At 63.8% G+C, this 24,644-nt stretch carries 18 protein-coding genes; 8 read left to right on the forward strand and 10 right to left on the reverse strand.

The annotated features are described in order from the left end of the window. Window positions 1-16: 16 nt before the first annotated feature. From NKK50_RS02785 to NKK50_RS02805, 5 genes are read right to left on the reverse strand one after another with little or no spacing between them, the layout of a single operon-like run. Window positions 17-2,464 (reverse strand): GcvT family protein, encoded by a 2,448-nt coding sequence (locus tag NKK50_RS02785; RefSeq protein WP_352543079.1) that lies wholly within the window; start codon window positions 2,462-2,464, stop codon window positions 17-19. After that, on the reverse strand, window positions 2,461-3,642 hold the full coding sequence (locus NKK50_RS02790; protein ID WP_023710797.1) for a pyridoxal phosphate-dependent aminotransferase: 1,182 nt from the start codon (window positions 3,640-3,642) through the stop codon (window positions 2,461-2,463). The genes NKK50_RS02785 and NKK50_RS02790 overlap by 4 nt, the downstream gene beginning before the upstream one ends. Continuing rightward, on the reverse strand, window positions 3,642-4,541 hold the full coding sequence (locus NKK50_RS02795; RefSeq protein WP_023685239.1) for a homocysteine S-methyltransferase family protein: 900 nt from the start codon (window positions 4,539-4,541) through the stop codon (window positions 3,642-3,644). Before NKK50_RS02795 ends, NKK50_RS02790 begins: the two co-directional genes overlap by 1 nt. Continuing rightward, window positions 4,538-6,991 (reverse strand): GcvT family protein, encoded by a 2,454-nt coding sequence (locus tag NKK50_RS02800; protein ID WP_352543080.1) that lies wholly within the window; start codon window positions 6,989-6,991, stop codon window positions 4,538-4,540. Before NKK50_RS02800 ends, NKK50_RS02795 begins: the two co-directional genes overlap by 4 nt. A 16-nt stretch (window positions 6,992-7,007) precedes the next feature. Beyond that, window positions 7,008-7,550, reverse strand: coding sequence for a helix-turn-helix domain-containing protein (locus NKK50_RS02805; RefSeq protein WP_023698306.1), 543 nt, complete (start codon window positions 7,548-7,550; stop codon window positions 7,008-7,010). Window positions 7,551-7,832: 282 nt separating this feature from the next. Here NKK50_RS02805 and NKK50_RS02810 point away from each other — a divergent pair, with 282 nt between their 5' ends. After that, window positions 7,833-8,537 (forward strand): nitroreductase, encoded by a 705-nt coding sequence (locus tag NKK50_RS02810; RefSeq protein WP_023670762.1) that lies wholly within the window; start codon window positions 7,833-7,835, stop codon window positions 8,535-8,537. Between the two features lie 18 nt (window positions 8,538-8,555). On the opposite strand, the gene NKK50_RS02815 is transcribed toward NKK50_RS02810, so the two are convergent. The 5 genes from NKK50_RS02815 to NKK50_RS02835 all read right to left on the reverse strand — a co-directional run bounded on the left by NKK50_RS02815 (window position 8,556) and on the right by NKK50_RS02835 (window position 15,338). Next, window positions 8,556-9,998 carry an MFS transporter gene (locus NKK50_RS02815; RefSeq protein WP_352543081.1) on the reverse strand — a complete coding sequence of 481 codons (1,443 nt, stop codon included), beginning with the start codon at window positions 9,996-9,998 and terminating at the stop codon, window positions 8,556-8,558. A gap of 154 nt (window positions 9,999-10,152) precedes the next feature. Then, window positions 10,153-10,770 (reverse strand): sarcosine oxidase subunit gamma, encoded by a 618-nt coding sequence (locus NKK50_RS02820; protein ID WP_050588071.1) that lies wholly within the window; start codon window positions 10,768-10,770, stop codon window positions 10,153-10,155. Then, window positions 10,763-13,774 (reverse strand): sarcosine oxidase subunit alpha, encoded by a 3,012-nt coding sequence (locus NKK50_RS02825; protein ID WP_352543082.1) that lies wholly within the window; start codon window positions 13,772-13,774, stop codon window positions 10,763-10,765. The genes NKK50_RS02820 and NKK50_RS02825 overlap by 8 nt, the downstream gene beginning before the upstream one ends. Then, window positions 13,771-14,067, reverse strand: coding sequence for a sarcosine oxidase subunit delta (locus NKK50_RS02830; protein ID WP_023670367.1), 297 nt, complete (start codon window positions 14,065-14,067; stop codon window positions 13,771-13,773). Before NKK50_RS02830 ends, NKK50_RS02825 begins: the two co-directional genes overlap by 4 nt. Before the next feature lie 11 nt (window positions 14,068-14,078). Further along, window positions 14,079-15,338 carry a sarcosine oxidase subunit beta family protein gene (locus NKK50_RS02835; RefSeq protein ID WP_023670368.1) on the reverse strand — a complete coding sequence of 420 codons (1,260 nt, stop codon included), beginning with the start codon at window positions 15,336-15,338 and terminating at the stop codon, window positions 14,079-14,081. A 318-nt stretch (window positions 15,339-15,656) separates the two neighbouring features. Between NKK50_RS02835 and NKK50_RS02840 the strand changes: the two genes are divergently transcribed. From NKK50_RS02840 to NKK50_RS02870, 7 genes are all read left to right on the forward strand, one after another. Then, complete coding sequence (locus NKK50_RS02840; protein ID WP_023700342.1) at window positions 15,657-18,146, forward strand: mechanosensitive ion channel family protein; 2,490 nt, start codon at window positions 15,657-15,659, stop codon at window positions 18,144-18,146. A gap of 144 nt (window positions 18,147-18,290) precedes the next feature. Beyond that, window positions 18,291-18,554, forward strand: a complete 264-nt coding sequence (locus NKK50_RS02845; protein WP_023670370.1) for a hypothetical protein — start codon at window positions 18,291-18,293, stop codon at window positions 18,552-18,554. 206 nt (window positions 18,555-18,760) lie between these two features. Continuing rightward, on the forward strand, window positions 18,761-20,194 hold the full coding sequence (locus tag NKK50_RS02850) for a UbiA family prenyltransferase (RefSeq protein ID WP_023691000.1): 1,434 nt from the start codon (window positions 18,761-18,763) through the stop codon (window positions 20,192-20,194). 3 nt (window positions 20,195-20,197) lie between these two features. Continuing rightward, window positions 20,198-21,550 carry an FAD-binding oxidoreductase gene (locus NKK50_RS02855; protein ID WP_023706098.1) on the forward strand — a complete coding sequence of 451 codons (1,353 nt, stop codon included), beginning with the start codon at window positions 20,198-20,200 and terminating at the stop codon, window positions 21,548-21,550. A 124-nt stretch (window positions 21,551-21,674) separates the two neighbouring features. Further along, window positions 21,675-22,118: an EamA family transporter gene (locus tag NKK50_RS02860; protein WP_352500482.1), complete on the forward strand. Its 444-nt coding sequence runs from the start codon at window positions 21,675-21,677 to the stop codon at window positions 22,116-22,118. After that, window positions 22,115-23,122 carry an NAD-dependent epimerase/dehydratase family protein gene (locus tag NKK50_RS02865; RefSeq protein WP_023688098.1) on the forward strand — a complete coding sequence of 336 codons (1,008 nt, stop codon included), beginning with the start codon at window positions 22,115-22,117 and terminating at the stop codon, window positions 23,120-23,122. The genes NKK50_RS02860 and NKK50_RS02865 overlap by 4 nt, the downstream gene beginning before the upstream one ends. A 67-nt stretch (window positions 23,123-23,189) precedes the next feature. Beyond that, window positions 23,190-24,620 carry an aspartate aminotransferase family protein gene (locus NKK50_RS02870; RefSeq protein WP_352500495.1) on the forward strand — a complete coding sequence of 477 codons (1,431 nt, stop codon included), beginning with the start codon at window positions 23,190-23,192 and terminating at the stop codon, window positions 24,618-24,620. The last annotated feature ends 24 nt before the right edge of the window (window positions 24,621-24,644 follow it).

Genomic DNA, 24,644 nt, shown 5'->3' on the forward strand with positions numbered 1-24,644 from the left:
GGAGGGTAAAAAGGTGCTACATCCTCGTCCGTTCCGCCTTGGGATCGTACATCGGTTTCAGCGATGCTTCCGCCGGAAAGCGCTCGCCGGCGATCTCGATCTCATAGGACGAGGCCAGCACATCCGCCTCGCTCTCGCCCTGGCAGGGCACATAGCCCAGCCCGATCGCGCCGCCGAGATGGTGGCCGTAGTTGCCTGATGTGATCGGGCCGACGATCTTGCCGTCGCGAAGGATCGCCTCGTTGTGGAAGAGCAGAGGCTGCGGGTCCTTCAGCCGGAACTGCACCAGCCGGCGCGACAGGCCGGCTTCTTTTTTCTTCAGCACCGCATCGCGGCCGATGAACTCGCCCTTGGCGGTTTTGACCGCAAAGCCGAGGCCGGCCTCCAGCACATTGTCCTCGTCGGTGATGTCGTGGCCGAAATGCCGAAACGCCTTTTCGATGCGGCAGGAATCCAGCGTATGCAGGCCGCAAAGTTTCAGGCCGACATCGCCGCCGGCCTCGTCGATCGCCTCGAAGACATGAGCTGCCTGGTCGGTCGAGACATAAAGTTCCCAGCCGAGTTCGCCGACATAGGTGACGCGGTGGGCACGGGCGAGGCCCATGCCGATCTCGATCTCCTGGAAGGTGCCGAATGGATTGTTGTCGTTGGAGAAATCGTTAGGGCTGACTTTCTGGATCAGCTTTCGCGCATCCGGACCCATCAGGCAGAGCACGCTTTCTGCCGCCGTCACATCGGTGATGACAACGAATTCCTCGCCGACATGCCGCCGCAGCCAGGCGAGATCGCGTTGCAACGTCGCGCCCGGCACGACGAGGAAGTAGGCGGTCTCAGATAGCCGCGATACCGTCAGATCGCTCTCGATACCGCCGCGCTGGTTGAGCATCTGGGTGTAGACGATCTTGCCGGGCGCCCCATCCATATCGTTGGCGCAGAGCCTTTGCAGGAAGGCGCAGGCGTCGCGGCCTTCGACACGGATCTTGCCGAACGAGGTCATGTCGAACAGGGCGACCTTGTTGCGGACCGCCAGATGTTCCTCGCGCTGGTTGTCGAACCAGTTCTGCCGCTTCCAGGAATAGCGATATTCGCGCTCCTGTCCCTCGCGGGCGAACCAGTTGGCGCGCTCCCAGCCGGCGACTTCGCCGAACACGGCGCCGCGCGCCTTCAGCTGTTCGTGCAGGGGCGAGCGCCTGACATTCCTGGACGTTGCCATCTGCCGGTAGGGGAAATGGTCGGCATAGAGCAGGCCGAGTGTTTCGGAGACACGCTCCTTGAGATACCTACGGTTCTTCTGGAATGGCTGGGCGCGGCGGATGTCGACTTCCCAGAGGTCGAAGGGCGCTTCGCCGTCATTGATCCACTGCGCCAGCGCCATGCCGGCGCCGCCGGACGAGACGATGCCGATGGAATTGTAGCCGGTCGCCATCCAGTAGCCACGGAGTTCCGGGGCCTCGCCGAGATAGTAGCGGTCGTCGGGGGTAAAGCTTTCGGGGCCGTTGAAGAAGGTGTGAATGCCGGCGGTTGCCAGCATCGGCATGCGGTTGACGCCCATTTCGAGGATCGGCTCGAAATGCTCCATGTCCTCCGGCAACTGGTCGAAGCAGAAATCCTCGCTTATGCCGTCCATGCCCCAGGGCTTGGCCACCGGCTCGAAGGCGCCGAGCATCATCTTGCCGGCGTCTTCCTTGTAGTAGGCGCACTCATCCGGCACGCGCAGCACCGGCAGCCGGCCAAGGCCGGGGATCGGCTCGGTGACGAGATAAAAATGCTCGCAGGCATGCAGCGGGATGGTGACGCCGTTCTGGGCGCCGAGTTCGCGCGCCCACATGCCGGCGCAGTTGACGACGATGTCGGCCTCGATCGTGCCCTGGTCGTCGCCTTGCGCCCACGACACGCCGGTGACGCGACCGGCCTTGGTGTGGACCTTGGTGACCTTCACATTCTCGACGACTGTGGCGCCACGCTGGCGGGCGCCCTTGGCCAGCGCCATGGCGATGTTGGCGGGATCGCACTGGCCGTCGAGCGGCAGATGCACGGCGCCGACCACGTCGGACACGTTGAGATGCGGGTACATCTCCTTGACTTCACCAGGCGAAATCTCGCGCACATCGACATCGAAGGCGCGGGCGAGCGAGGCCTGCCGGTAAATCTCGTGCTTGCGCTCCTCGGTCAGCGCCACGGTGATCGAGCCGACCTGGCGCATGCCGGTGCCGACTTCCGTTTCGGCTTCCAGCTTGACGTAGAGGTCGGCCGAATATTTAGCCAGCCGCGTCATGTTCTGCGAGCCGCGCAGCTGGCCGATCAGGCCGGCGGCGTGCCAGGTCGTACCCGAGGTCAGCTGCTTGCGTTCCAGCAGCACGATGTCGGTCCAGCCGAGCTTGGCCAGGTGGTAGGCGACCGAACAGCCGGAGACACCGCCGCCGATAATAACCGCGCGGGCCTTGGTGGGAATGCTTCTGGTCATGCGGCCTCGCGGCGATAGCCGGATGCGAAGCGGCGCAGGCGTTTTGCGGCTTCCTGAAGCACCGGTTCCGGTTGGCAGAGGCTGATGCGGATGTGGCCGGCAGCGGCCTTGCCGAAGCTGGAACCCGGCATGACGCCGACACTCTCCTGGTCGAGAAAGGCCCAGGCGAATTTCTCGTCGTCGGGCTCGACGGCGGAGATGTCGAGCATGACATACATGCCGCCCTCCGAGCCGTGCACGCTGATATTGTTCATGCCGCGCACGGCGTCGAGCAGGACGGTGCGGCGCGCCGCATAGCGTTCGGCGATCTCTTTCACGCCATAGCGGTTCTCCAGCGCCTCGGCGCAGGCGATCGAGATGAAGGCCGGCAGGCCGTAGGTCGTCACCAGATTGAGATTGGTCAACAGCGTGATCATCTGCGTCGGGCCGGTCAGCCAGCCCATGCGCCAGCCGGTCATGCCGTGGCTCTTGGACATCGAATTGATGACCAGCGTGCGCTCGGCCATGCCGGGCAGGCCGCGCGGCGAGATGTGCTCGCCGCCGCCGAGCGTCCAGTAGACCTCGTCCGACAGCAGCCAGAGATCGTGCTCGCGGCAGATCTCGGCCAGCTCTTCCAGACGCTCACGCGAATAGACGGCGCCGGTCGGGTTGTTCGGCGTGTTGATCAAAATGGCGCGCGTGTTGGGCTTGAGCGCCGCGCGGATCATCTCGGCGTGCGGCTGGAAACCGTCTCCGGCCGGCGTCTCGACGACGGTGAAGCTGGCGCCGGCGGCGCTGAAGGTGTTGGGATAAGTCGCGTAGTAGGGCGCCACCACGATAGCGTGGTCGCCCTGGTCGAGAACGGCCTGCACCGCCGCGTAAAGGGCGGCCTGACCGCCCGGCGTGGCGATCACCTGGTCGGGGCTCGTCTCGACCCCGGTGCAGGCGGTCGAGGCCGCCGCCATCGCCCTGCGCAGGCGCGGAACGCCGGGAAGCGGGGTGTAGTGGTGGTTGCTGCCGCGAACCGCCGTCACGCAGGCTTCGATGGTCTGGCTCGGCGTATCGAAATCATGGTCGCCGACCGACAGCATGATGATGTCCTGGCCCGCCTCCTTGCGGGCCCATGCCTCGGTGTGGACCTCCCAGCCATCCTTGCCCGAAGGCACGATGCCGGAAATGCGCGATGACGGTCTGGGCATCAGGATACTCCCGAGATTTCGTGGCCGGCCTGTTCGAGCCAGTCGCGCAAGGCGGCGATGTGGGCAGGGCCGACTTCGCAGCAGCCGCCGACGATGGTGGCGCCAGCGGCGACCCAGCCGAGCGCCTGGTCGGCATAGGCATCCGGATCAAGGTCGTGGCGTGCGTGCAGCACTTCGACCGTTCCGCCATGCTTGAGCGCTTCGACAGAGGTGAAGCCATTGGCATAGGCGCCGACCGGGCCGCCGAGAGCAATCAATTCGGGCAGTGCCGCGGCGATAGCTTCTGGCCGGCAGCAATTCACCAGGCGCGCTGCAACCGTCAGGCCGTCGAGGGCGTCCGCCGCTGCCGCTATTGTTTCGCCGCTGCGCAGCCGCGGCGCGCCGTGATCGGCGAGAGTCCAAGACACCCAGACAGGTTTGCCGCTTTCCGACGCAGCGGTAACGGCCGCACGGCCTTCCTCGGCTGAGGCCATGGTCTCGCACAGGAACAGGTCGACGCCATCGGCCTGCTCGGCGACGATGCGGCGATAGATGTCCAGCGTCTCCTGGAACGATATGGCCAGCGCCGGCGCATAGCTGCCGAACAGCGGTGACAGGCAGCCGGCGATCGCTGCATCGCCTGCCTCGTCGCGTGCCTGTCTTGCCAATTCGATGCCGCGCTTCTGCAAGGGCTTGAAGAGATCTTCTGCTCCTTCCCGCGCGAGCCGCTCCGGCGTTGCCGAATAGGTGTTGATGGTGATGACGCGAGCGCCGGCCCGGATGAATTCGGCATGCAGGCCACGCACCAGATCCGGCTCGTCGATCAGCACCCTGGCCGACCAGAGCGGCGTCGGCTCGGAGCTGCTGCGGCGGACCAGTTCCTGGCCCATGCCGCCATCGGTGAGAATGACTTTCTTCATGCTCTCAGTCTTTCGTTTTTCGGATCCCACAGCGGCTCGTCTTTCTGCACGACCGCCCTGAAACGATCGCCAAAAATTTCAATCTCGATCGCGGTATCGGGTTCAGCCAGGTCGGCGCGCAGCATGCCGAGCGCGATCGATTTGTCGATGCGATGCCCCCATCCGCCGGACGTCGTCTCGCCGACGATCTTGCCGTCATGCCAGAGCGTCGACACGGACGGCGCGTCGCAATCGCCTGGGTTTTCGACCACCAGCGTGACGAAGCGCTTCTTCACGCCTTGCTGCTTTTCGTTCTGCAGGGCTGCCTTGCCGCGGAAGTCGGGCTTGTCCCATTTGACGAAGCGCTCGAGCCCGCCCTGCAGGACCGTATAGTCGGTCGACAGGTCGCCCTTCCAGGTCCGGTAGCCCTTTTCGAGGCGCAGCGAATCCAGCGCGTACATGCCGAACGGTTTCAGACCGTGTTTTTGTCCCGCCGTCCAGACGTCGTCGAAGATGGCGGCGGTGTCTCCCACCTTGGTGTGGATTTCCCAGCCGAGTTCGCCGGCGAAGGATACCCGCACCAGCTTCGCCCAGCGGCCGGCGATGGTGGTTTCCTGATGCGTCAGCCAGGGCAGCGAGAGATCCGCGCCACAGACCTCGGCCAGGATCTTGCGCGAACTGGGGCCGGCGAGGATTTGCGTCGAATAGTCTTCGGTTCTGTCAGTGAGGGTGAAAGCCGCGTCCTTCGGCAGGCGCGACTTCAGCCATTCGAAATCGTGCCACTGCGCTACCGCCGCGGTGATCAGCGTCATCTGCTCTTCGCCATGGCGCACCACCGACATCTCGGTGACGATGCGGCCCTTGTCGTCGGCGAAATAGGCGAGGCCGATGCGGCCGGGCTTGGGCACCAGGCCGGTGACCTGCAGCGCCAGCCATTCGGCTGCGCCAGGACCTTCGAGGTTGAAGCGCGAGAAGCCGGGCAGGTCCAGAATGCCGGCGGCGTCGCGCACCGCCAGGCATTCTTCGCGCACGCGGTGCTGCCACGGCCCGTCGCGGCGGAAGGTGAGTGTTGCTTCTTCCGACGTGTCGTCACCGGGTTGCGCATACCAGGTGGCACGCTCCCAGCCATTATAGGCGTCGAACTGGGCGCCGAGCGCCTTGATGCGATCGTGGATCGGCGACAGCTTGCGGTCGCGCCCGGCCGGCCAGGCATGGCGCGGGAACTGGATGGCGTATTCGTTGCCGTAGATCTCCATGCCCTTGGCGACGCTATAGTCGGGGGCGGCCGCAAAGCTGGTGAAACGGCGCGGATCGCAAGACCACATGTCCCATTCGGTCTGGCCCTGCGTCACCCATTCGGCCAGCACCTTGCCGGCGCCGCCGCCCTGGGCGATGCCGAAGGTGAAGACACAGGCCTCGAACGCGTTGGGAACGCCGGGCATCGGACCGATCAGCGGATTGCCGTCCGGCGCGTAAGGGATCGGCCCGTTGATCACCTTGGACAGGCCGGCAGTGCCGAGAATCGGCACGCGGGCTACGGCATCGGCAAGGTAGTGCTCGAGACGGTCGAGATCGTCGGGGAAGAGCTGGAAGGAAAAGTCCTCCGGCATCGGGTCGTTGTGGGTTGCCCAATGCGCGCGGCAATTGCGCTCATAGGGACCGAGATTCATGCCGTTCTTTTCCTGGCGCAGATAGTAGGAGGTGTCGACGTCGCGCAGCAGCGGCAGCTTCTTGCCCTGCTCCTTCGACCAGGCCACCAGTTCGGGGATTTCCTCGAACAAAATGTACTGATGGCTCATCACCATCATCGGGACGTCGCGGCCGAACATTTTGCCGACTTCCGCGGCTCGGTAGCCGGCGGCGTTGACGACGATCTCGCAACGGATCTCGCCTTGCGGCGTCTCGACAACCCATTCGTCGTTCTCGCGGCGCACACCTGACACCGGACAGAAGCGGACGATCCTGGCGCCTATGTCGCGCGCACCCTTGGCCAGTGCCTGCGTCAGCTGCGCGGGGTCGATGTCGCCGTCGTTTGGATCGTAGAGCGCACCTTTGAGGCCATGCGTCTCGATGAAGGGATAGCGGCGCTTGATCTCATCAGGGCCGACAATGGCGATGTCCATGCCCTGGTAGCGGCCCATGCCCTTGGCGCGCTGGAACTCCTGCATGCGCTCCTTGGTGTGGGCGAGGCGGAGCGAGCCGGTAACGTGGTAGTTCATGGGATAGTCGACCGCGTCGGCGAGACCGCGATAAAGCTCGGTCGAATAGCGCTGCATGTTCATCAGCGACCAGGACGACGAGAAGGTCGGCACGTTGCCGGCGGCATGCCAGGTTGAGCCCGATGTCAGCTCGTTCTTTTCAAGCAGCACGCAATCGGTCCAGCCCGCCTTGCAAAGGTGGTAGAGCGAGGAGGTGCCGACGACACCGCCTCCGATGATCACCACGCGTGCCGTGGTCGGCAAACCGGCCATATTAGAAATCCCTCGTTCAATAAACAGGCGGCGAAACCACCCAGATGACCACGGCCGGCTCGGTGCCGGGATTGCGCCAGCGGTATGGCTTGCGCTCGAAGCGGAACGAATCGCCTTCGCCGAGCCGGTGCCAGACGCCGGCTATCTCGATCTCGAAAATGCCAGAGGCGATGTAGCCGGCTTCCTCGGTTGGCCGCAGCTGCTCGCTCTTCATCTCGGCGCCCGGCGCGAAGATCGAACGCACCATCTCGAAAGTACCGCCGAGATCGGGCGACAGAAGCTCCTCCACGAGGCCGGATTCGCTTGTGCCAAGCGTGCGCCGGCTGCCGGCGCGCACGATGACGCCGCGCTCCTTTTCGATCGGCACGTCGTGGCTGAAGAACAGGCTGAGCGGCACGCCGAACAGGTCTGCGAAGGCCCTGAGGTCGCCAAGTGAAGGGATAGACAGGCCGCGCTCGACCTGGCTGACCCAGCCGACAGAGCGGCCAAGCTTCAGCGCGATCTCAGCCAGCGTCAGCCCACGCGCCTTGCGGAGCGCACGGATGTCGCTCGCCAGCAGGCGCTCGTCAGGTCCCTGCAACGTTTTGGGGATAGCTGGGGGCAAAACGCTCACTTGATGAAAATCCGGAAATGAATTTCATGAGAGCTCATGTCCGTGAAAAAATCAAGCTAATTTTCATGGGCACACAAGATTTGCTTGCGCGATTTTGGAGGTTCATGCAAAGGCTCTGGCACGAGCGGCGGGTGTGGGAATGCGGGTCGGCGACCAAGGATTGAAATCTGCGCAAGGTCTTTTCCTATAGCCGGTTCGGCTTTCGAAGTGTGCGCAAAGGGACGGCCCATGCTGGAAAAAAACGGCCTGGCAGCGCATAACGCGGCTGTTGTCGACGAGGCGATCATCTCGCGCCGTTCGGTGCGCGCCTTCCTGCCCGACATGGTCGATGACGAGACGATCCGAGCCATTCTTGGCGTCGCCGCGCGCGCGCCTTCGGGCACCAATATGCAGCCCTGGCGGGTCTATGTCGTCAAGGGCGAGGTCAAGCAGCAGATCACCGATGCCATCCTGAATTCCGGTATCCGCGCCGAAAAGGCCGATTGGGACGAGTATCGCTATTACCCCACCCAGTTCTTCGAGCCGTATCTCACCCGCCGCCGCGCCAACGGTTTCGGGCTCTATGGGGCACTCGGCATCGGCCGCCGCGAGGTCGACAAGATGCGCGCCCAGCACGACCGCAACTTCGTCTTCTTCGACGCGCCGGTCGGCATGATCTTCACCATCGACCGGCGGCTGAACCAGGGCTCGTGGATCGACTACGGAATGTTCCTGCAGAACATCATGGTGGCGGCGCGAGGCAGGGGCCTGCACACCTGCCCGCAGGCCGCCTTCGCGCCCTATCACCGGCAGATCCGGCCGGTGCTCAACATCCCCGACGAGGAGATCGTCGTCTGCGGCATGGCGCTCGGCCTCGAGGATACGTCGAAACCCGAAAACGACTTCCGCACCGACCGCGTGCCGCTGGAAGAGTGGGTGACGTTCAGCGGCTAGGCCTCGGCTACCGGGGCCTTATTCCACGTTCATCTGCGCGCCATGGCCGCTGACATGGGCACCGTCCTGCGGTGTCAGTCTGAGATAGGCGATCAGCGCGCACAACGTGATGACGCCCTCGACCACGAACAGGATGCGGAAATCGTTGGTCACCGCCGGCCTGCCGCCAGCCAGGAACGACAACAGCGCCGCCGCCAGGCCGACGCTGATCGCCACCCCCAACTGCCACAGTATGTAGTAGAGCGCGCTGAAGCGGGCGAGCTGGTCGGGCGCGATGTCGGAATAGGCGAGATTGCCGGTCGAAGCCCACTGCGCCGAGCGCAGGACGCCGAAGGCAAAGATATAGACGAGCACGATCCAGACCGGCGTTGTCGCCTCAATCAAGGCGAAGCCCGCTACCATGGCAGCAACGATCGGCGTGTTGACGACCAGCACGCGGCGAAAGCCGAAACGGTTGAGCAGGCGCGGCATGAACACACGCATGATCAGCGAGCCGATTGCGGCGACGAAAGTCAGCGATCCCGCCTGCACCGCGCTCATGCCGAAGCCTAGCTGGAACATCAGCGGCAAAAGGAAAACGACCGAGCTCAGGCCGATCGTGTCCAGCCCACCACCGGTGAGGAATGAGATGCGAAAGGTGCGGATGCGCAGGAGTTTCAGGTCAAGCAAGGGGTTGCGGGCGCGCAGGCAGTAGAAGGAGGCAAGCGTCAGGATGACGATCGCCAGCGTCAGCTCGGCCGCGACCATGCTGCCGGCGGCGTCTTTGGCCGCAAGCGAATCCATGCCGAAGACCAGCAGGACCATGCCGCTGCCGACCAGCAGGAAGCCCGGGAAATCGAACGGCGTGCGCACCGGTTTGGTAACGGCCGGAAACAGCGACGCGGCAAGAACGGCCGCGGCCAGCGCGAACGGCACGTTGATGAAGAAGATCCAGCGCCAGGAAATGTAGGTCGTCAGCGCGCCGCCGACCAGCGGGCCGACCAGCGGTCCGGACTGGCCGGCCAGCGAAATATACATGTTGATCTTCAGCGTGCGGCTGCGCGGGAAGGTCGACAGGATGACGACCTGGCCGAGCGTCCCCATCGAGGCGCCGCCGAAGCCTTGCAGCGCGCGGGCGCCGACCAGCGTCCAGATGTCGTTGGACAATCCGCACAGCGCCGATGACGCGGCGAACACCAGCAAGGCGAAGCAGTAAACGTTGCGCAGGCCGAAGCGGTCGGCGGCCCAGCCGCCGAGCGGCATCGAGATGATCAGGCTGGCGACATAGACGGTGATCAACAGGCCGAGCTGGCTCGGCGGCCGGCCGAGGCTGTCGCTGATGCCGGGCAGGGCGGTGACCACGACATTCTGGTCGAGGCTGGTCATGAACACGCCGCAGGCGACCGTGAGCGGCAGCAGGAGCAAGGCTCTGGCGGACACATCGGCGCGATCCGCGGCGCCGGCGGATAGTTCTGCGGTCATGGGGATGTTCGAACCAAATGACGATCCCGACTCTGAGACGGGATCTTTTTAATCCCCTGGGCCGGTTAGGCCACTTTCCCCACCATGGGCTTCCATTGGAGCATTCTCTAGCGGCAGAACCCGGCTGGCCTTGAGGCCAGAACGGCTGTCGGCCCTACTGAACCTCGTAGCCGACCTCCTCGCTGGCATGGCAGAGCGCCTTCCAGAACGAGCGGGCGAAGGAGCGGAAGACATAGATATCGAACTGGTCGGCGCCGGTGCGCTGGATCTGCGCAAAGACGTCGTGATGGGTGGTCGAACGGCCGGCGCCTATGGGGAAGGCAGGCAGGGCGAAGTCGATGGCGAAGAATTTCGCCAGCACCCATTCGGCCTTAGGGCCGGCGATGCGGATAGCGGTGCGGCCATGCGACAGGTCGGTGATCGTGCCGATTGCCGGGGTTACGTCCCCGGCAAAACTCGCCGCCAGGCCCTCGGCCTCGTCGACGACTGTGAATTTTCCAGGCGCGAAACCGAACACGGCCTTGCCGTCCTTGGCGAGACCGCCGCCGGCGCCATCGGGCAAATCGAGGCCGGTGACCTTGCCGATCACGTCGATCAGTTGCTTTTCCGCGCCCGGCCACGCGGCCAGCTGCAGGATCGAGCCCGGCCGGGTCTCGGTCAGGATGACTTCAACGCCATGCTCGAAATTGCCGTGCGAACCCGGATGGGACACCGGCTCGAGCGGCGAGAGGCGCTCGGGTGATTGGCGTTCGGGTGATTGGCGCTCAGCCATGCATGCGGCTCCCGTCCGGGTCGTAGAAATGGTTGGAGACGATCTCGACCGGCCCGAACCGCTTGCGCAGCGGATCGGAGACGAATGCCCGGGTGCCATGGCGCGCCTTGCCGCCCTCGACCAAAGCCAGCGCGATGTGCTTGCCCAGCGCCGGCGAGTAGCAGCAGGCGGTGATATGGCCGATGGAGTCGTGCGGATTGGCTTCGTCCAGTTCCTCGACGAGGTGGGCTCCGCCATTGAACGGCCGATTGTCGAGCGAGACTAGGCCGACCAGCTGCAGCCGCTCGGGCGCGATCAGGCCTTCGCGGTCCATCATCGCCGAGCCGATGAACGGCTTCTTCTTCGACAGCATCCAGTCGAGATGCAGGTCGCGCGCCGTAGTGCGCCCGTCGATCTCCGCGCCGGTGACATGGCCCTTTTCGATGCGCATCGTGCCCAACGCCTCCAGCCCGTAGGTGACCAGGCCGAACGGCTTGCCGGCTTCGATAAGGGCTTCCCAGACATGGGTGCCGTAGCCGGCGCCGCAATAGACCTCGAAGGCCATTTCTCCGGAGAAGGACAGCCGGCAAATCATCACCGGCACGCCTGATATCTCGCCGCGCACGATGCCCATGAACGGCAGGGCTGTGTTGTCGACCGCGGTGCCGGTGACACAGGCGGCGAGGATGGCCCGCGCCTTCGGCCCGCCGATGGCCGCGCCCGCCCATTCGTCGGTTACCGAGGTGACGTGCACTTTGAGCTCCGGCCAGATGACGTCGAGGAAATATTCCAGATGCTGCATCACCTTGCCGGCGTTGGCCGTGGTGGTCGTCATCAGGAAATCCTGTTCGCCGAGCCGCCATGTGGTGCCGTCGTCGAAGGCCAGCCCGTCCTCGCGCAGCATCAGGCCGTAGCGGGCCTTGCCGACGGGGAGGGTGGAAAACATGTTGGTGTAGACCCGGTCGAGGAATTCGCCCGCATCCGGCCCCTGAACGGCGATCTTGCCCAGCGTCGAGACGTCGACGATGCCGGCGCTTTCGCGCGTCGCCCTGGCTTCACGGACATAGGCCTGCTCGACCGTCTCGCCGGCAAGGCCGTAGATCATTGGTCGATACCAGAGGCCAGCGGAATACATCGTTGCGCCATTGGCGAGGTGCCAGTCATGCATGGGCGTCAGGCGCTCGGGTTTCAGATCGCCGAAGCGTTCGGCGGCAAGCGAGCCGATCGACACCGCGGAATAGGGCGGGCGGAAGCGCGTCGTTCCGACTTCGGGGATCGGTTTGCCCAACGCCTCGGCCATGATGGCGAGGCCCGGAACGTTGGAGTTCTTGCCCTGGTCGGTCGCCATGCCGAGCGTGGTGTAGCGCTTCAGATGCTCGACGGAGACAAAACCTTCGCGATGCGCCAGCCGCACGTCCTCGGCGGTGACATCATGCTGGAAGTCGACGAAGCTTTTGCCTTTCGCCTTGATCTCGAACACCGGGGCCGGATCTGGGTTTCCCGGGGCTGCTTCGACATCCGGCAAGGCTGCCGGCGCAGCCGCTCCGCCCGCTGCGGACAGGCCGGCTGCGCGGCCCTCAGTGATCGCTTCGATAGTCGAGAAGCTGCCGTTGAAAGCACCCGCACCAATCCATTGCTGATTTGGCCAGCGCTGTTGCGTTTGCTTTGGCGGCAGGAAGGCCTGGCGGGCAGGATTCCACTCGGCTATCGCGCCAGCCTGGCTGGCGAGGTGGATGGTCGGCGACCAGCCGCCCGACATCAGCAGGCTATCGGCGTGGATGCTGCGGGCGTCACCGCTGAGCGCGCCCGAGGTCATGTCGAAGCGCTGCACCTTGAGGCCGGAGAGCGCCTTGCCGCCTTCGGTGGCGACCACGGCATGGCCGGAGAGGATTTCGGCTTCGGCCTCGGTGGCGAGGCTGCGCATTTCGGCCGAAAGCTCGGGGCGCACATCGACGATGGCGGCAATAGCCGCCCCGGCCTTCCTCAGCGCCAGCGCCGAGCGATAGGCGCTGTCATTGTTGGTGAACAGCGCGATCCTGTCGCCGGGCAGCACGCCATAATCGTTAGCATAGCGCTCGGCGGCATGCGCCAGCATGACGCCCGGCCGGTCATTGCCGGGGAACACAAGCGGCCGCTCGAAAGAGCCGGTGGCCAGCACCACCGTCTTGGCGCGGATCGCCCAGTAGCGATGGCGCGGCTCGCCCTTGCCGGGCGTTTCCTTGTGGTCGGTGACGCGCTCGAGCGCGGCTAGCGTGTTGCCGTCGTAATAGCCCCACACCGTGGTGCGCGGCAGCAGGCGGACCGTGTCATGGCCTTCGAGCTGGCTGACGGCGCGCGCCGCCCAGTCGGCGGCCGGCGCGCCGTCGATGGCCTCGCCGGACCAGTTGGCCGAGCCGCCGAAACGCGGCTCGAGTTCGGCCAGGATGACGCGCGCGCCCTGGTCGGCAGCGGCCTTGGCGGCTGACAGGCCGGCCGGGCCGGAGCCGACCACCAGCACGTCGCAAAACGCGTTCATGCGCTCGTAGCGCGAGGTGTCGGCGGCAATACCGGCGCGGCCCAGGCCGGCGGCGCGGCGGATGAAATGCTCGCAGAACATCCAGAAGCGGGTGCCTTTCAGGGGGCCGAAGACAGGGCCCATGAAGGTCTTGTAGTAGAAGCCGGCGGCCAGGATCTTGCCGCCGAGCTGGTTGACGGCGTTGATGTCCCAGGCGAGCGAGGGAAAGCGGTTCTGGCTGACGGCCACCAGCCCGTCATAGATCTCGACCATGGTTGCGGCGATGTTGGGCTCGCGCACTTCGCCGCGCAGCACCGTCACCAGCGCGTTCGGTTCCTCGACGCCGGCCGAGAGCAGGCCGCGCGGGCGGTGGTATTTGAATGAGCGGCCGAAAAGCGTGACGCCGTTAGCAAGCAGCGCCGAGGCCAGCGTGTCGCCGGCATGGCCGGTGTAGGGCGTGCCGTCGAAGGTGAAGCGGATGGTGCGCAGCCGGTCGACGCGGCCGCCGGTCTCGGTGCGGCGCGGGCTCACGACTTGCCTCCGGCTTTGTGCCGGGCGGCGGCATTGTGGTCGCCGCGGGCGAAACCGGTGCTGGAAATCTCATGCGTGACCGTGTTGCGCACCATCCTCAGATGGGTGCGGCAGCCGCCCGAATGCTGCCAGATCTCATTGTGGTCGCCGGCCGGGTTCAGCCGATCGTAGACATAGGCGTTCCAGGCGTCGAGGTCCTGCGAGTTGGGCTGCGGGCGCTCGCGGTTGCCGTCGCCCTGATAGGTGAACTCGATGACGTCGCGCGGGCCGCAATAGGGACAAGTGATAAGCATTTGTTTGAACCCTAATGCAGCCGGGGCGTTGCGCCCTGGCCCTTGTCGTCAATCACTAGGCCGCGATAAAAACGGTCGAGCGTGAACGGCGCGTTGAACGCGTGCGGTTCGTCCTTGGCGATGGTGTATGCGAAGCACCAGCCCGAGGCCGGCGTCGCCTTGAAGCCGCCATAGCACCAGCCGCAATTGAGATACATGCCCGGCAGCGGGCCGGTGGTGATGATCGGCGAACCGTCCATCGACATGTCGCAGACGCCGCCCCATGAGCGCAGCATGCGTACGCGCGCAAGGCCGGGAAACAGCGCCAGCATCTCGCTCATCACCTCATCGACGATGGGCAGGTTGCCGCGCTGAGCGTAGCTGTTGTAGCCGTCGATGTCACCGCCGTAGACGAGGCCGCCCTTGTCGGACTGCGACATGTAGAAATGACCCATGCCGAAGGTCAGCACCGTGTCGACGAAAGGTTTCAGCGATTCGGTGACGAAGGCCTGCAGCACATGGCTCTCGATCGGCATCCTGTCGATGCCGGCAAGCTGCATCACCCGTCCGGTGCTGCCGGCAACGGCCACGGCAACTTTCTTGCCGCGGATCTCTCCGCGCGTCGTTTGCACGCCGGTGATGCGGTCGCCGTCGCGCAGGAAGCCGGTGACCTCGCAATTCTCGACGATGTCGACGCCGCGTCGGTCGGCGCCGCGGGCATAGCCCCAGGCAACCGCATCGTGACGGGCGGTGCCGGCGCGCGGCTGCATCAGGCCGCCGACGATGGGAAAGCGCGCGGAGGCCGACATGTCCAGCGCCGGGACCAGGCGCGCGATCTCGGCGGTGCTCATCAGCTCGGCATCGACGCCGAGATGGCGCATGGCGTTGCCGCGCCTTGCCAAGTCGTCGAACTGGCCCGGCGTGTGAGCCAGATTCAGGCAGCCGCGCTGCGAGAACATGACGTTGTAGTTGAGGTCGTGCGAAAGGTTCTCCCACATCTTCATCGAATGTTCGTAGAAGCGGGTGTTGGACGGCAAAAGGTAGTTGGAGCGCACCGCCGTGGTGTTACGGCCGACATTGCCGGAACCCAGCCAGCCCTTTTCCAGCACCGCGACATTGGTGATGCCGTGCTCCTTGGCCAGATAGTACGCCGTCGACAGGCCGTGGCCGCCGCCACCGATGATGATGACGTCATAGGAAGCCTTGGGGTCGGGCTTGCGCCAGGCCGGCTTCCAGTCCTTGTTTCCCTTGAGCGCGTTCGTGAGAAGCGAAAGGGCTGAATATTCCGCCATTCTTCATGTCATCCCTAGAGCATGATGCCGAAAAGTGTGAAGCGGTTTTCGGACGACATCATGCTCTATATCTTTGATTTGTAGAGCCGGATGATTTCAGGTCCAACAGACCTGAAGCCATCCGGCTCGGGTGCGATGCGGCAGACTATAGAGCAGGCGGCGGGCGCAAAGCCAAGATTGCGCCATGGCTTTTCGACTGGCCGACTCCCGCAAGGCGCCCAACTGTCATGACTTCGCCACGACTTGCTCCACGGGATGAGCGTCTCTATCAAGGACCGCTTTAGAAGCGGCCTTGCCGCCCTTTGAGTCGCCACCATTATGCTTTTTCGCTTCTTTCGCCTGATCCTGGTCCTCGCGCTCGTTGCCTTGGCGCCGCATTCGTTCGGCGCGATGGCGCAGGGGCTGGGCCAGGCGCCTGCCGGGCTGGTCGCCGACCAGCAGAAAATCCTGCAGGGTTTGACGACGAAAACCGACGCTCTGGAGAAGAAAGTCCAGGAGGACGGCGTCGACGACACCACCCTCGTCGAGATCCGCCTGCAGCTGGAAGAGCTGTCGCGCGGTGCGCTGAACAGCGCGCTGGCGTTTCGTTCGCGGCTGGGAGAGATCAATTCGAGGCTCGAGCAGCTTGGCGCCCCGCCGGCTGCCGGACAGCCCCCTGAACCGGACATCGTGACCGGCGAGCGCCAGGCGCTGGCGTCGGAAAAGGCGGAGATCAACGCCGTCATCGCCGGGGCGCAGAACCTGTCGATTCGCATCAATTCGCTGATCGAGAAGATCGGTAATATGCGCAGCGAGCTGTTTCGCAGCGGCCTAACCAAGCGCTATGTGCTGTCCGATGCACTGAGCCCGCAGGTGTTTTCCGACGCAAGGGACGAATACGCCAATTTTTACAGGGCGGTGTCGTCGTGGCTGAGCTTTGCCTTCAAGTTCAAGTTCCAGGCGATGCTCGCGGCGACCCTCATGGCGCTTGCGTTGGCCGTGGTGCTTCTGGTCGGTGGGCGCCGCCTGTTTGGGCGCATCTTCGAGCCCGACGCGTCGGTTGAAGATCCGACGTATCTCAGTCGCCTGTCGGTGGCGTTCTGGTCGACCTTGCTGCCGACGCTGGCGGTCAGCGCCTTCCTCGCCTCGACGGTGTTCCTGTACAACTACTACAATGTGCTGCGCGGCGACATAGGCGTGTTCCTCAACGCTCTGGCAGCCGTCATCGCCATAGTGTTCTGTGTCAACCGCCTGACCAATGCGGCTCTGTCGCCCAGCATGCCGAACTGGCGTCTGATCCAGGTCGAGACCGGCCCGGCGCGTTGGCTGGTGCGGCTGACGACGGCCATGGCAGTCGTCATCGGCATCAACAATTTCCTGTCGATCGTCAACGACAAGATGGGCTCGCCTCTGTCGCTGACGGTGGCCAGGAGTTTTGTCGCCACCGTGATCGTCGGGGTCATCCTGATCCTGATGGCGCTGCTGAAGCCTTACAAGGACGTCGCTGGGCGCTGGCGCCGCTGGCCGGCCTGGCTGCGCTACACCTGTGTCGCGCTCGGCCTGTTCACGATTGCGGCGGCGCTGTTCGGCTATATCGGTCTTGCCATCTTCGTCTCGTTGCAGGTCGTGGTCACTGGCACCATCCTGCTCACCGCCTATATCGGCTTCCTGTCGGCGCGCGAGATCGGCGAGGAGGGTGGTTTCGCCGGCACGTCCATCGGGCGCTGGCTGAAGACCAATTCCAGCTATGAGGACACCGCGCTCGACCAACTCGGCCTCGTCGTCAGCGTCGCCATCAACCTGATGATCGTGCTGGTGTTCCTGCCGCTGATCCTGTTGATGTGGGGCTTCCAGCCCGGCGATATCCAGGCCTGGGGCTATAAATTGGCGACAGGCGTCACCGTCGGTTCGGTGACGATTTCGGTCACCGGCATCCTCACCGGCATCGTCGTCTTCATCATCGGCTATTTCCTGACCCGCTGGTTCCAGGGCTGGCTCGACGGCTCGGTTATGGCTCGCGGCAAGGTCGATACCGGCGTGCGCAACTCGATCCGGCTGGCGGTCGGCTATGCCGGCGTCGCGCTCGCCGGCCTGGTCGGCATCTCGGCGGCGGGCATCGATCTTTCCAATTTGGCGCTCGTTGCCGGCGCACTCTCGCTGGGTATCGGCTTTGGCCTGCAGAATGTCGTGTCCAACTTCGTGTCGGGCCTGATCCTTCTCGCCGAGCGGCCGTTCAAGGTCGGCGACTGGATCGTCGCCGGCGACACATCAGGCACGGTCAAGAAGATCAGCGTGCGCGCCACCGAAATCGAGACCTTCCAGCGGCAATCGGTGATCCTGCCCAATTCGAACCTCATCAACAACGCCGTCGGCAACTGGACGCACCGCAACAAGCTCGGACGTGTGGAGATCAAGGTCGGGGTCGCCTATGGCAGCGACGTCAAGCGGGTACACGCGGTCCTGCTTGAGATTGCGCGCGGCCATGCGCTGGTGCTGAAGAACCCGGAACCCTTCGTGCTGTTCACCAATTTCGGGCCGGCAGCACTCGAGTTCGAGATCCGCGTGTTCCTGGCCGATGTGCTGAACGGCGCCATCGTTCAGAACGATATCCGCTTTGCCGTTCTCGATGCTTTTGACGCCGAGCACATAGAAATCCCCTCGACGCCGCGCGCCGAGGTCAAGGTCAAGCAGACCGACGCATGGCCGATCGACGACGACAAGATCGAAGTCGAGTTCGCCGAGAAGGAGCAGGCGGAGGCCAGAGCCGCCACCGAGGCGAAGCGGCTGGCCAAAACTGGTCGCAAGGCCCGCAAACCCGATCCCAGCTAGGCCCCAAGCTCCTCCCAAACCGATTGCGGCATGAATGCGGCATTCAGTTGCGGTTCAGCTTGCATCTCATATAAGCTCACATGCAAAGGCGAGAATGCCTTGCGAAATGCAACAGAGGCGGTGTGGAAACACCGATATTGCAAAATGTGGAAGTCGCTCGTCGTCGCCATCGCTCTTACCGCAGCGAGTGGCTCGGCCTTTGCCGCCAGCGCGGTCAACAAGGATGCTGAGACCCGTACGCTGATCGTGACGGAAGGCGGCGGCAAGACGGAGTTGGCGCTGGCCGCTGGCGAAACCGTGGAATTCTGCCCGAACGGCTGTTTTGTCACCTTGCCCAATGGTGACCTCGAGGCCCTGACCGGCTCGGAAACGGTCGAAATCTCGGGTGGCGTTGCCCGCATCAAGTAAAGTCGGCAGGCAGATGTAGTAGAGGCCGGGCAATGCCCGGCCTTTTATTGTTCGCGGTAGCGATTGCTTAACAATGACGCGGGAAATATCGTGGCGCCTACCGGCGGCAACCGTGCGTTTTAACGTTCAATACGCCGTTCCGCCGCTATACCGGTGCGAAGACGCCGAAACACGGCGCAACCGGTTATGAATAGGGCAGAACGGACATGGATGCGCGGTCGGACAAGAACGCAATCCCGCTTGCGGTCGACCTCGACGGCACGCTGATTGCGACCGATCTTCTTTGGGAAGGCCTGTTCATCCTGCTCAAGAAGAATCCGCTCTATGTTTTCCTGGTTCCGTTCTGGCTGGCCGCCGGCCCGGCGCGGCTGAAACAAGCGATCGCAGACCGCATCGACATCGATCCGGCCTCGCTGCCCTATCGCGAAGCGCTGCTGCAGCGGCTGCGCGCCGACCATAGCGACGGACGCAAGATCGTGCTGGCGACCGGTACGCCACGCAAGTTCGCCGAGGCGATCGCCGCGCATCTGGGCGTCTTCGACTATGTGCTGGCGACCGACGGTCCCCACAACATGACCTCGGGCCGCAAGCGCGACGCGCTCATCGCCGCCTATGGCGACGGCGGTTTCGACTATGCCGGCAACAGCCGGCACGACCTCAAGGTTTTCGGAGCCGCACGCAACGCCATCGTCGTGGCGCCCGACCGCCATGCGAGGCGCTGGCAGGCCGCGCATAGCGCCGAAAGGATGCCGGCGCCGAAAAGGACATTGAAGACATTCGTCAAGATGCTGCGGGTGCATCAGTGGCTGAAGAATTCGCTGATAGCGGTGCCGATGGTGCTGTCGCATGAATACTTCAACATCAACATGATCTGGCAATGCCTGCTGGCGTTCGTCTCCTTCAGCGCCGTGGCTTCCGCCATCTACATCCTCAACGATTTCTTCGACCTTGCGCTTGACCGCAAGCACCCGACCAAACGCAACCGGCCTTTCGCCAGCGGCGCGCTGTCGATACCGTTCGGTCTCGGCGCGATGGCCGCTCTGCTGACGATCGGCATCGCCGCCGGGCTTCTGTTGCCGATCGAGTTCCTGGGCGTGCTCGCCGGCTATCTGGTGGTGACCACAGCCTATTCGCTGTCGTTCAAGCGCATGCTCCTGGCCGACGTACTGACGCTGGCGGGGCTCTACACAGTGCGTGTGCTGGCAGGTGCTGCGGCGACCGGGGTCGAAGTCTCGTTCTGGCTGCTCGCCTTCTCGATTTTCTTCTTCCTGTCGCTGGCGCTGGTGAAGCGCTATGTCGAACTGCGCACCACAGCCATTCCGGTGGGCGAGCGCATTGCCGGTCGCGGCTACCGCATCGAAGATCAGGAGATCGTCGCCCAGGCGGGCATGGCGTCGGCCTTCTCCTCGGCGCTGGTGCTGGCGCTCTACATGGACAGCGTCTCCGTGCGCGAACTCTATCCGCATCCCAGGCTGGTCTGGCCGCTGGCGCCGATCGTGCTGTATTTGACCATGCGGGTCTGGATCCTGGCGCGCCGCAACGAGATGAATGATGATCCGGTCATCTTCATCATTCGCGACTGGCGAAGCCAGATCGTCGTGGTGATCGGCGCCGCCCTTCTGGTCGCGGGAGGCTGGTAGGGCATGGCCGGCGAACGGTACCGGAGTTTTGGCCTCGCCACGCCGGCCGCAAAGCGAGCCATCGCGGCCGACGATGCCATCGCGCTGATGCGAAGCGGCAAGGCGACAAAGAACGCTCTGCTCGCCTATGGCAATGGCCGCTCCTACGGTGATTCCTGCCAGAACGGGCCAGGTGCGGTCGTGGACATGCGGCCGCTGAACCGCATCGGCGCCTTCAATGCCGAGACCGGCCTGCTCGAGGCGGAGGCCGGCGTGTTCCTCTCCGATATCATTGCGCACACTGCACCTTACGGTTTCTTTCCGACTGTCGTCCCAGGCACCCAGTTCGTCACCCTTGGCGGCGCGATCGCCAATGACGTCCATGGCAAGAACCATCACCGGCGCGGCACCTTTGGCTGCCATGTCGAGTCGTTCACGCTGCTGCGCTCGGACGGGCGGACCTACACCTGCTCGGCAACCGACAATGCAAGGCTGTTTGCGGCGACGATCGGCGGCATGGGGCTGACCGGCCTGATCCTGTCGGCCTCGATCCGGCTGATGCGGGTGCATTCGCTCGATATCGCCGAGAAGGTAACGCGGTTTGCCGATCTCGGCGAATTCTTCGAACTGGCCGAGGCCGCCGACCAGGCCAATGAATATGCCGTCGCCTGGATCGACCAGCTTGCCGGCGGCCATGGCCGCGGGCGCGGCCTGTTGTTGACAGGCAATCATGCCGAGTATGGCTCGCATGCGGCGTCTCGCGCCGGCTCCCGTTTTTCAGTGCCGTTCCAGCCGCCGTTCAATGTGCTCAACCGGCCGTTCCTCACCGCCTTCAACGCCGCCTATCGGTGGAAGAAGGGGCGCTCGCCGGGGCCGAGCCAAACCGGCTACCAGGGCTTTTTCTTTCCGCTTGATGGTGTCGGCGACTGGAATCGGCTGTATGGCCCGAAAGGTCTCTACCAGCACCAGAGCTTGGTGCCGGAAAATGTCGCGCGCCAGACCGTGCCGGCGCTGCTCGAGGCGGCGCGACGGGCCGGGCAGGGCTCTTTCCTCACCGTGTTGAAGCGCTTCGGCTCGATCCGCTCGCCGGGGCTGCTGTCTTTTCCGCGGCCAGGCTTCACGTTGACGCTGGATTTCCCCAATCGCGGCGACAGGACGCTGGCCCTGCTCAGCGAACTCGACGGCATCACGGTCGCGGCCGGCGGCGCGGTCAACCCGTACAAGGATGCGCGCATGGGCGCTGATACTTTCGCGGCCTCCTTCCCGAATTGGCAGCGGCTTGAAGCGCTGCGCGACCCGGCGTTCGTGTCCAGTTTCTGGCTGCGGACGGCGAAAAAGCTCAACGTCCGGCCAGGGCGTGTCGAGGCAGCTGAATAGGTACAATCCGAATAAGTCATGGTGAATAGATCGTAATTTCCGTGGTTTACTCAAAGCATTGTCGTGACTTCATGAAATGTTTGCAGGTTCGTAATACGACCGTTGCGAGTGGCGGGTGCAAAATATGAAATACATCGTCTTCATTCTGTTCACGGTCATGACCAATGCCGCCGCGCAGCTGATGCTGAAGCAAGGCATGATGTCACTCGGGCCGATTTCGTTCGAAGGCACCAATCCGCTGTTGAGGCTGTTGCAGGTCGTTTTCAGCCCATGGGTGTTTCTCGGCCTGTGCACCTTCGTCATCTCGATGGCTTCGCATCTCTATGTGCTGTCCAAGGTCGAGCTCAGCTTTGCGTATCCGTTCCTCAGCCTTGCCTATGTCGCGGTTGCGATCTTCGCCTATTTCATCTTCCGCGAGGACCTCAATGCCTGGCGCATTGCCGGCATCGCCTTCATCTGCATCGGCACCGTGCTGATCGCGCAAAGCGGTCGAGACTTGGGCGGGAGCGGGCATGACGACCAAACCGCTTCCATCATCCCCGACAAGACCAGCGAGATCGTTCGATGAGACATGTTATTTTCGGCGGCGACGGCTTCGTCGGCCGTCATCTTGCCCCGAAGCTTGTGGCCGATGGGGAAGAGGTTGTCGTTGCCGACATCGTCAAGAGCGACCTGACGCACTATCGCAACGTTCGCTTCGTCACCTGCGATGTCACGGATACGGCCTCGGTGGCCAACATCGGATTGAAGGCCGACGACATGGTCTACAACCTGTCGGCCAAAATGCTGTCGCCGATCCAGGTGCGGGCCAAGCGTCACGACTTCTTCTTTCCGGTGAATTTCCACGGCACCGAACACATCATGCAGGCGATGGACAAGGCCGGCGCGTCCAAGCTCGTCCACTACACCACCGACATGATCTACGGCCACACGGTCACCCAGCCGATGACCGAGGAGCACCCGGTCGCACCGCTCGGCGAATATGGCTGGTCGAAGCAGAAGACCGAGGAGCTCGCCGCTCAATGGCGCAAGCGCGGCATGTCGATCTCGCTGTTTCGCCCGCGTCTGATCATCGGTCCCGGCCGGCTCGGGATCCTGGAAAAGCTGTTCAAACTGATCGACTGGAATTTTCCTGTGCCGATGATCGGCTCGGGCAAGAACCCCTATCAGTTCATCTCGGTGTTCGATTGCGCGGAAGCTGCCCGCGCGGCCTGGAAGGCAGGCGTGCCCAACCAGGCCTATAATCTGGGCTCCCTCAATCCGCCGCCGGTGAAGAAATTGCTGGGCGACCTGATCAAGCATGCCGGCTCGAAATCGCTGCTGATCCCGACGCCGGGCTGGGCGGTCAAGCGCACCCTCGACCTGCTCGATCTCATGAACATGCCGATCATGGATCCCGAACAATATCTGATCGCCGATGAGGAGTGCGTGCTCGACGTATCCAAGGCCGAGCGCCAGCTCGGCTGGGTGCCGCAATATCGCGACGAGGACATGCTGATCGCCGCCTACAGCGAATACCGCGCCAAGAAAGACGGGCTTGCCGTCACCGCAAATCATGTCCCCGCCGAATAGGTGGGACGACCAGGAGAACTCCGAAATGACCGTCATGGCCAAGCCTGAGCAGACGAACGCGCGCACCATGGTCGGCGCGCCGGCGTTGTCGCCTACCGCCATCGCCAAGCCCGACCTGATCAGCGTCGAGCAGGCGAAGGCGATGGATGTTGCGCGCATGACCGACTTGTTCAAGGCGCATCTCAATCCGGGCCAGCTGCATTTCATGAAGCTGCTCGGCTTCCACAAGATCAAGATCGAGCGTGCCGAAGGCATGTTCTACATCGACCAGAACGGCCGCAAGATTCTCGACTTCTTCGGCGGCTTCGGTTCGCTGGCCTTCGGCCACAACCATCCGCGCATCCTGGAGGCCAGGCGCAAATTCCAGGAGGAGAAGCGCCAGGAAATCGCCATCGCCTTCATGTCGCAATATGCATCGGCGCTGGCGCACAACATCGCCAAATGCTCGCCCGGCGATCTCGACATGGTATTTCTGGGCTCGTCGGGTTCGGAAGCGATGGAAGCGGCGGTGAAGCTCGCCGAGCGCGCCGCCGGGCCGAAGCGGCCGAAGGTCGTCTATGCCGAGAATTCCTTCCACGGCAAGACCAAGGGCGTGCTCGGCATTACCGATGGCCAGCTCTACCGCGCGGACTTCAAGATGGCTGAGAACACCGTTCGCATTCCGTTCGCCGATATCGAAGCGGTCGAGCGGCTGTTCCGCTCCGACCCGGAGGTCGGCGTCATAGTGCTTGAGACAATCCAGGGCGGCGGCGGCATCATCCAGGCGCCGGCCAAATACTGGCAGAAATTGCGCGTGCTCTGCGACCAGTATGGCGTGCTGTGGGTGGCGGACGAAGTGCAGTGCGGCTATGGCCGTTCGGGACGCTTCTATGCCTTCGAGCATTATGGCGTCGTGCCCGATGTGACGGCGCTGGCGAAATCGCTCGGCGCCGGCAAGGCGGCGGTCGGCGCGATGATCGCCCGGCGCGAGGTCTATATGAAGGCCTATGGCACGCCGAAGACGGCGATGATCCATGCCATGGCCACCTTTGGCGGCATGGGCGAGGCCTGCGTCACCGCGATCGAGGGCATCAACGTGCTCTATGATGAGGGGCTGATCGACAACGCCGCCACTACCGGCGACTATCTGCTGCAGCGCCTGCAGGCGCTGAAGGAGAAGTACCCGAAGATCATCAAGGATGTGCGCGGCAAAGGCTTTATGGTCGGCCTCGAGTTCCACGACTTCTCGCAGACCTTGCCGATGGTGCTGCGTCCGATCGTCAGCGTCCTCGACGACAAGCTGAAGGGCTCGCTGTCGGGCTTCGTCGGCGCGCTGTTGCTGCGCGACTATGACGTGCTCGTCGCCTTCACCGAATACAACCGCAACGTCATCCGTCTCGAGCCGCCGCTGATCTGCCAGCGCGAGCATGTCGACCATTTCGTCGATGCCTTCGATAGCCTGCTGTCGCGCGGCATCGTGGGGATCGTGAAGGATTTCGTCAAAAGCCAGGTCCGTTAAAGAAGTCCGTTGAGCGAAGTCCCG

Origin of the sequence: Mesorhizobium sp. M0001 (assembly GCF_040324255.1) — a bacterium.
GTDB lineage: Bacteria > Pseudomonadota > Alphaproteobacteria > Rhizobiales > Rhizobiaceae > Mesorhizobium.

What these genes read in the sequence shown, in the direction of transcription:
- NKK50_RS02785 (WP_352543079.1), bottom strand. Translation starts at nt 2,464, where the DNA reads ATGACCAGAAGCATTCCCACCAAGGCCCGCGCGGTTATTATCGGCGGC.
- NKK50_RS02790 (WP_023710797.1), bottom strand. Translation starts at nt 3,642, where the DNA reads ATGCCCAGACCGTCATCGCGCATTTCCGGCATCGTGCCTTCGGGCAAG.
- NKK50_RS02795 (WP_023685239.1), bottom strand. Translation starts at nt 4,541, where the DNA reads ATGAAGAAAGTCATTCTCACCGATGGCGGCATGGGCCAGGAACTGGTC.
- NKK50_RS02800 (WP_352543080.1), bottom strand. Translation starts at nt 6,991, where the DNA reads ATGGCCGGTTTGCCGACCACGGCACGCGTGGTGATCATCGGAGGCGGT.
- NKK50_RS02810 (WP_023670762.1), top strand. Translation starts at nt 7,833, where the DNA reads ATGCTGGAAAAAAACGGCCTGGCAGCGCATAACGCGGCTGTTGTCGAC.
- NKK50_RS02815 (WP_352543081.1), bottom strand. Translation starts at nt 9,998, where the DNA reads ATGACCGCAGAACTATCCGCCGGCGCCGCGGATCGCGCCGATGTGTCC.
- NKK50_RS02820 (WP_050588071.1), bottom strand. Translation starts at nt 10,770, where the DNA reads ATGGCTGAGCGCCAATCACCCGAACGCCAATCACCCGAGCGCCTCTCG.
- NKK50_RS02830 (WP_023670367.1), bottom strand. Translation starts at nt 14,067, where the DNA reads ATGCTTATCACTTGTCCCTATTGCGGCCCGCGCGACGTCATCGAGTTC.
- NKK50_RS02835 (WP_023670368.1), bottom strand. Translation starts at nt 15,338, where the DNA reads ATGGCGGAATATTCAGCCCTTTCGCTTCTCACGAACGCGCTCAAGGGA.
- NKK50_RS02840 (WP_023700342.1), top strand. Translation starts at nt 15,657, where the DNA reads ATGCTTTTTCGCTTCTTTCGCCTGATCCTGGTCCTCGCGCTCGTTGCC.
- NKK50_RS02845 (WP_023670370.1), top strand. Translation starts at nt 18,291, where the DNA reads ATGTGGAAGTCGCTCGTCGTCGCCATCGCTCTTACCGCAGCGAGTGGC.
- NKK50_RS02850 (WP_023691000.1), top strand. Translation starts at nt 18,761, where the DNA reads ATGGATGCGCGGTCGGACAAGAACGCAATCCCGCTTGCGGTCGACCTC.
- NKK50_RS02855 (WP_023706098.1), top strand. Translation starts at nt 20,198, where the DNA reads ATGGCCGGCGAACGGTACCGGAGTTTTGGCCTCGCCACGCCGGCCGCA.
- NKK50_RS02860 (WP_352500482.1), top strand. Translation starts at nt 21,675, where the DNA reads ATGAAATACATCGTCTTCATTCTGTTCACGGTCATGACCAATGCCGCC.
- NKK50_RS02865 (WP_023688098.1), top strand. Translation starts at nt 22,115, where the DNA reads ATGAGACATGTTATTTTCGGCGGCGACGGCTTCGTCGGCCGTCATCTT.
- NKK50_RS02870 (WP_352500495.1), top strand. Translation starts at nt 23,190, where the DNA reads ATGGTCGGCGCGCCGGCGTTGTCGCCTACCGCCATCGCCAAGCCCGAC.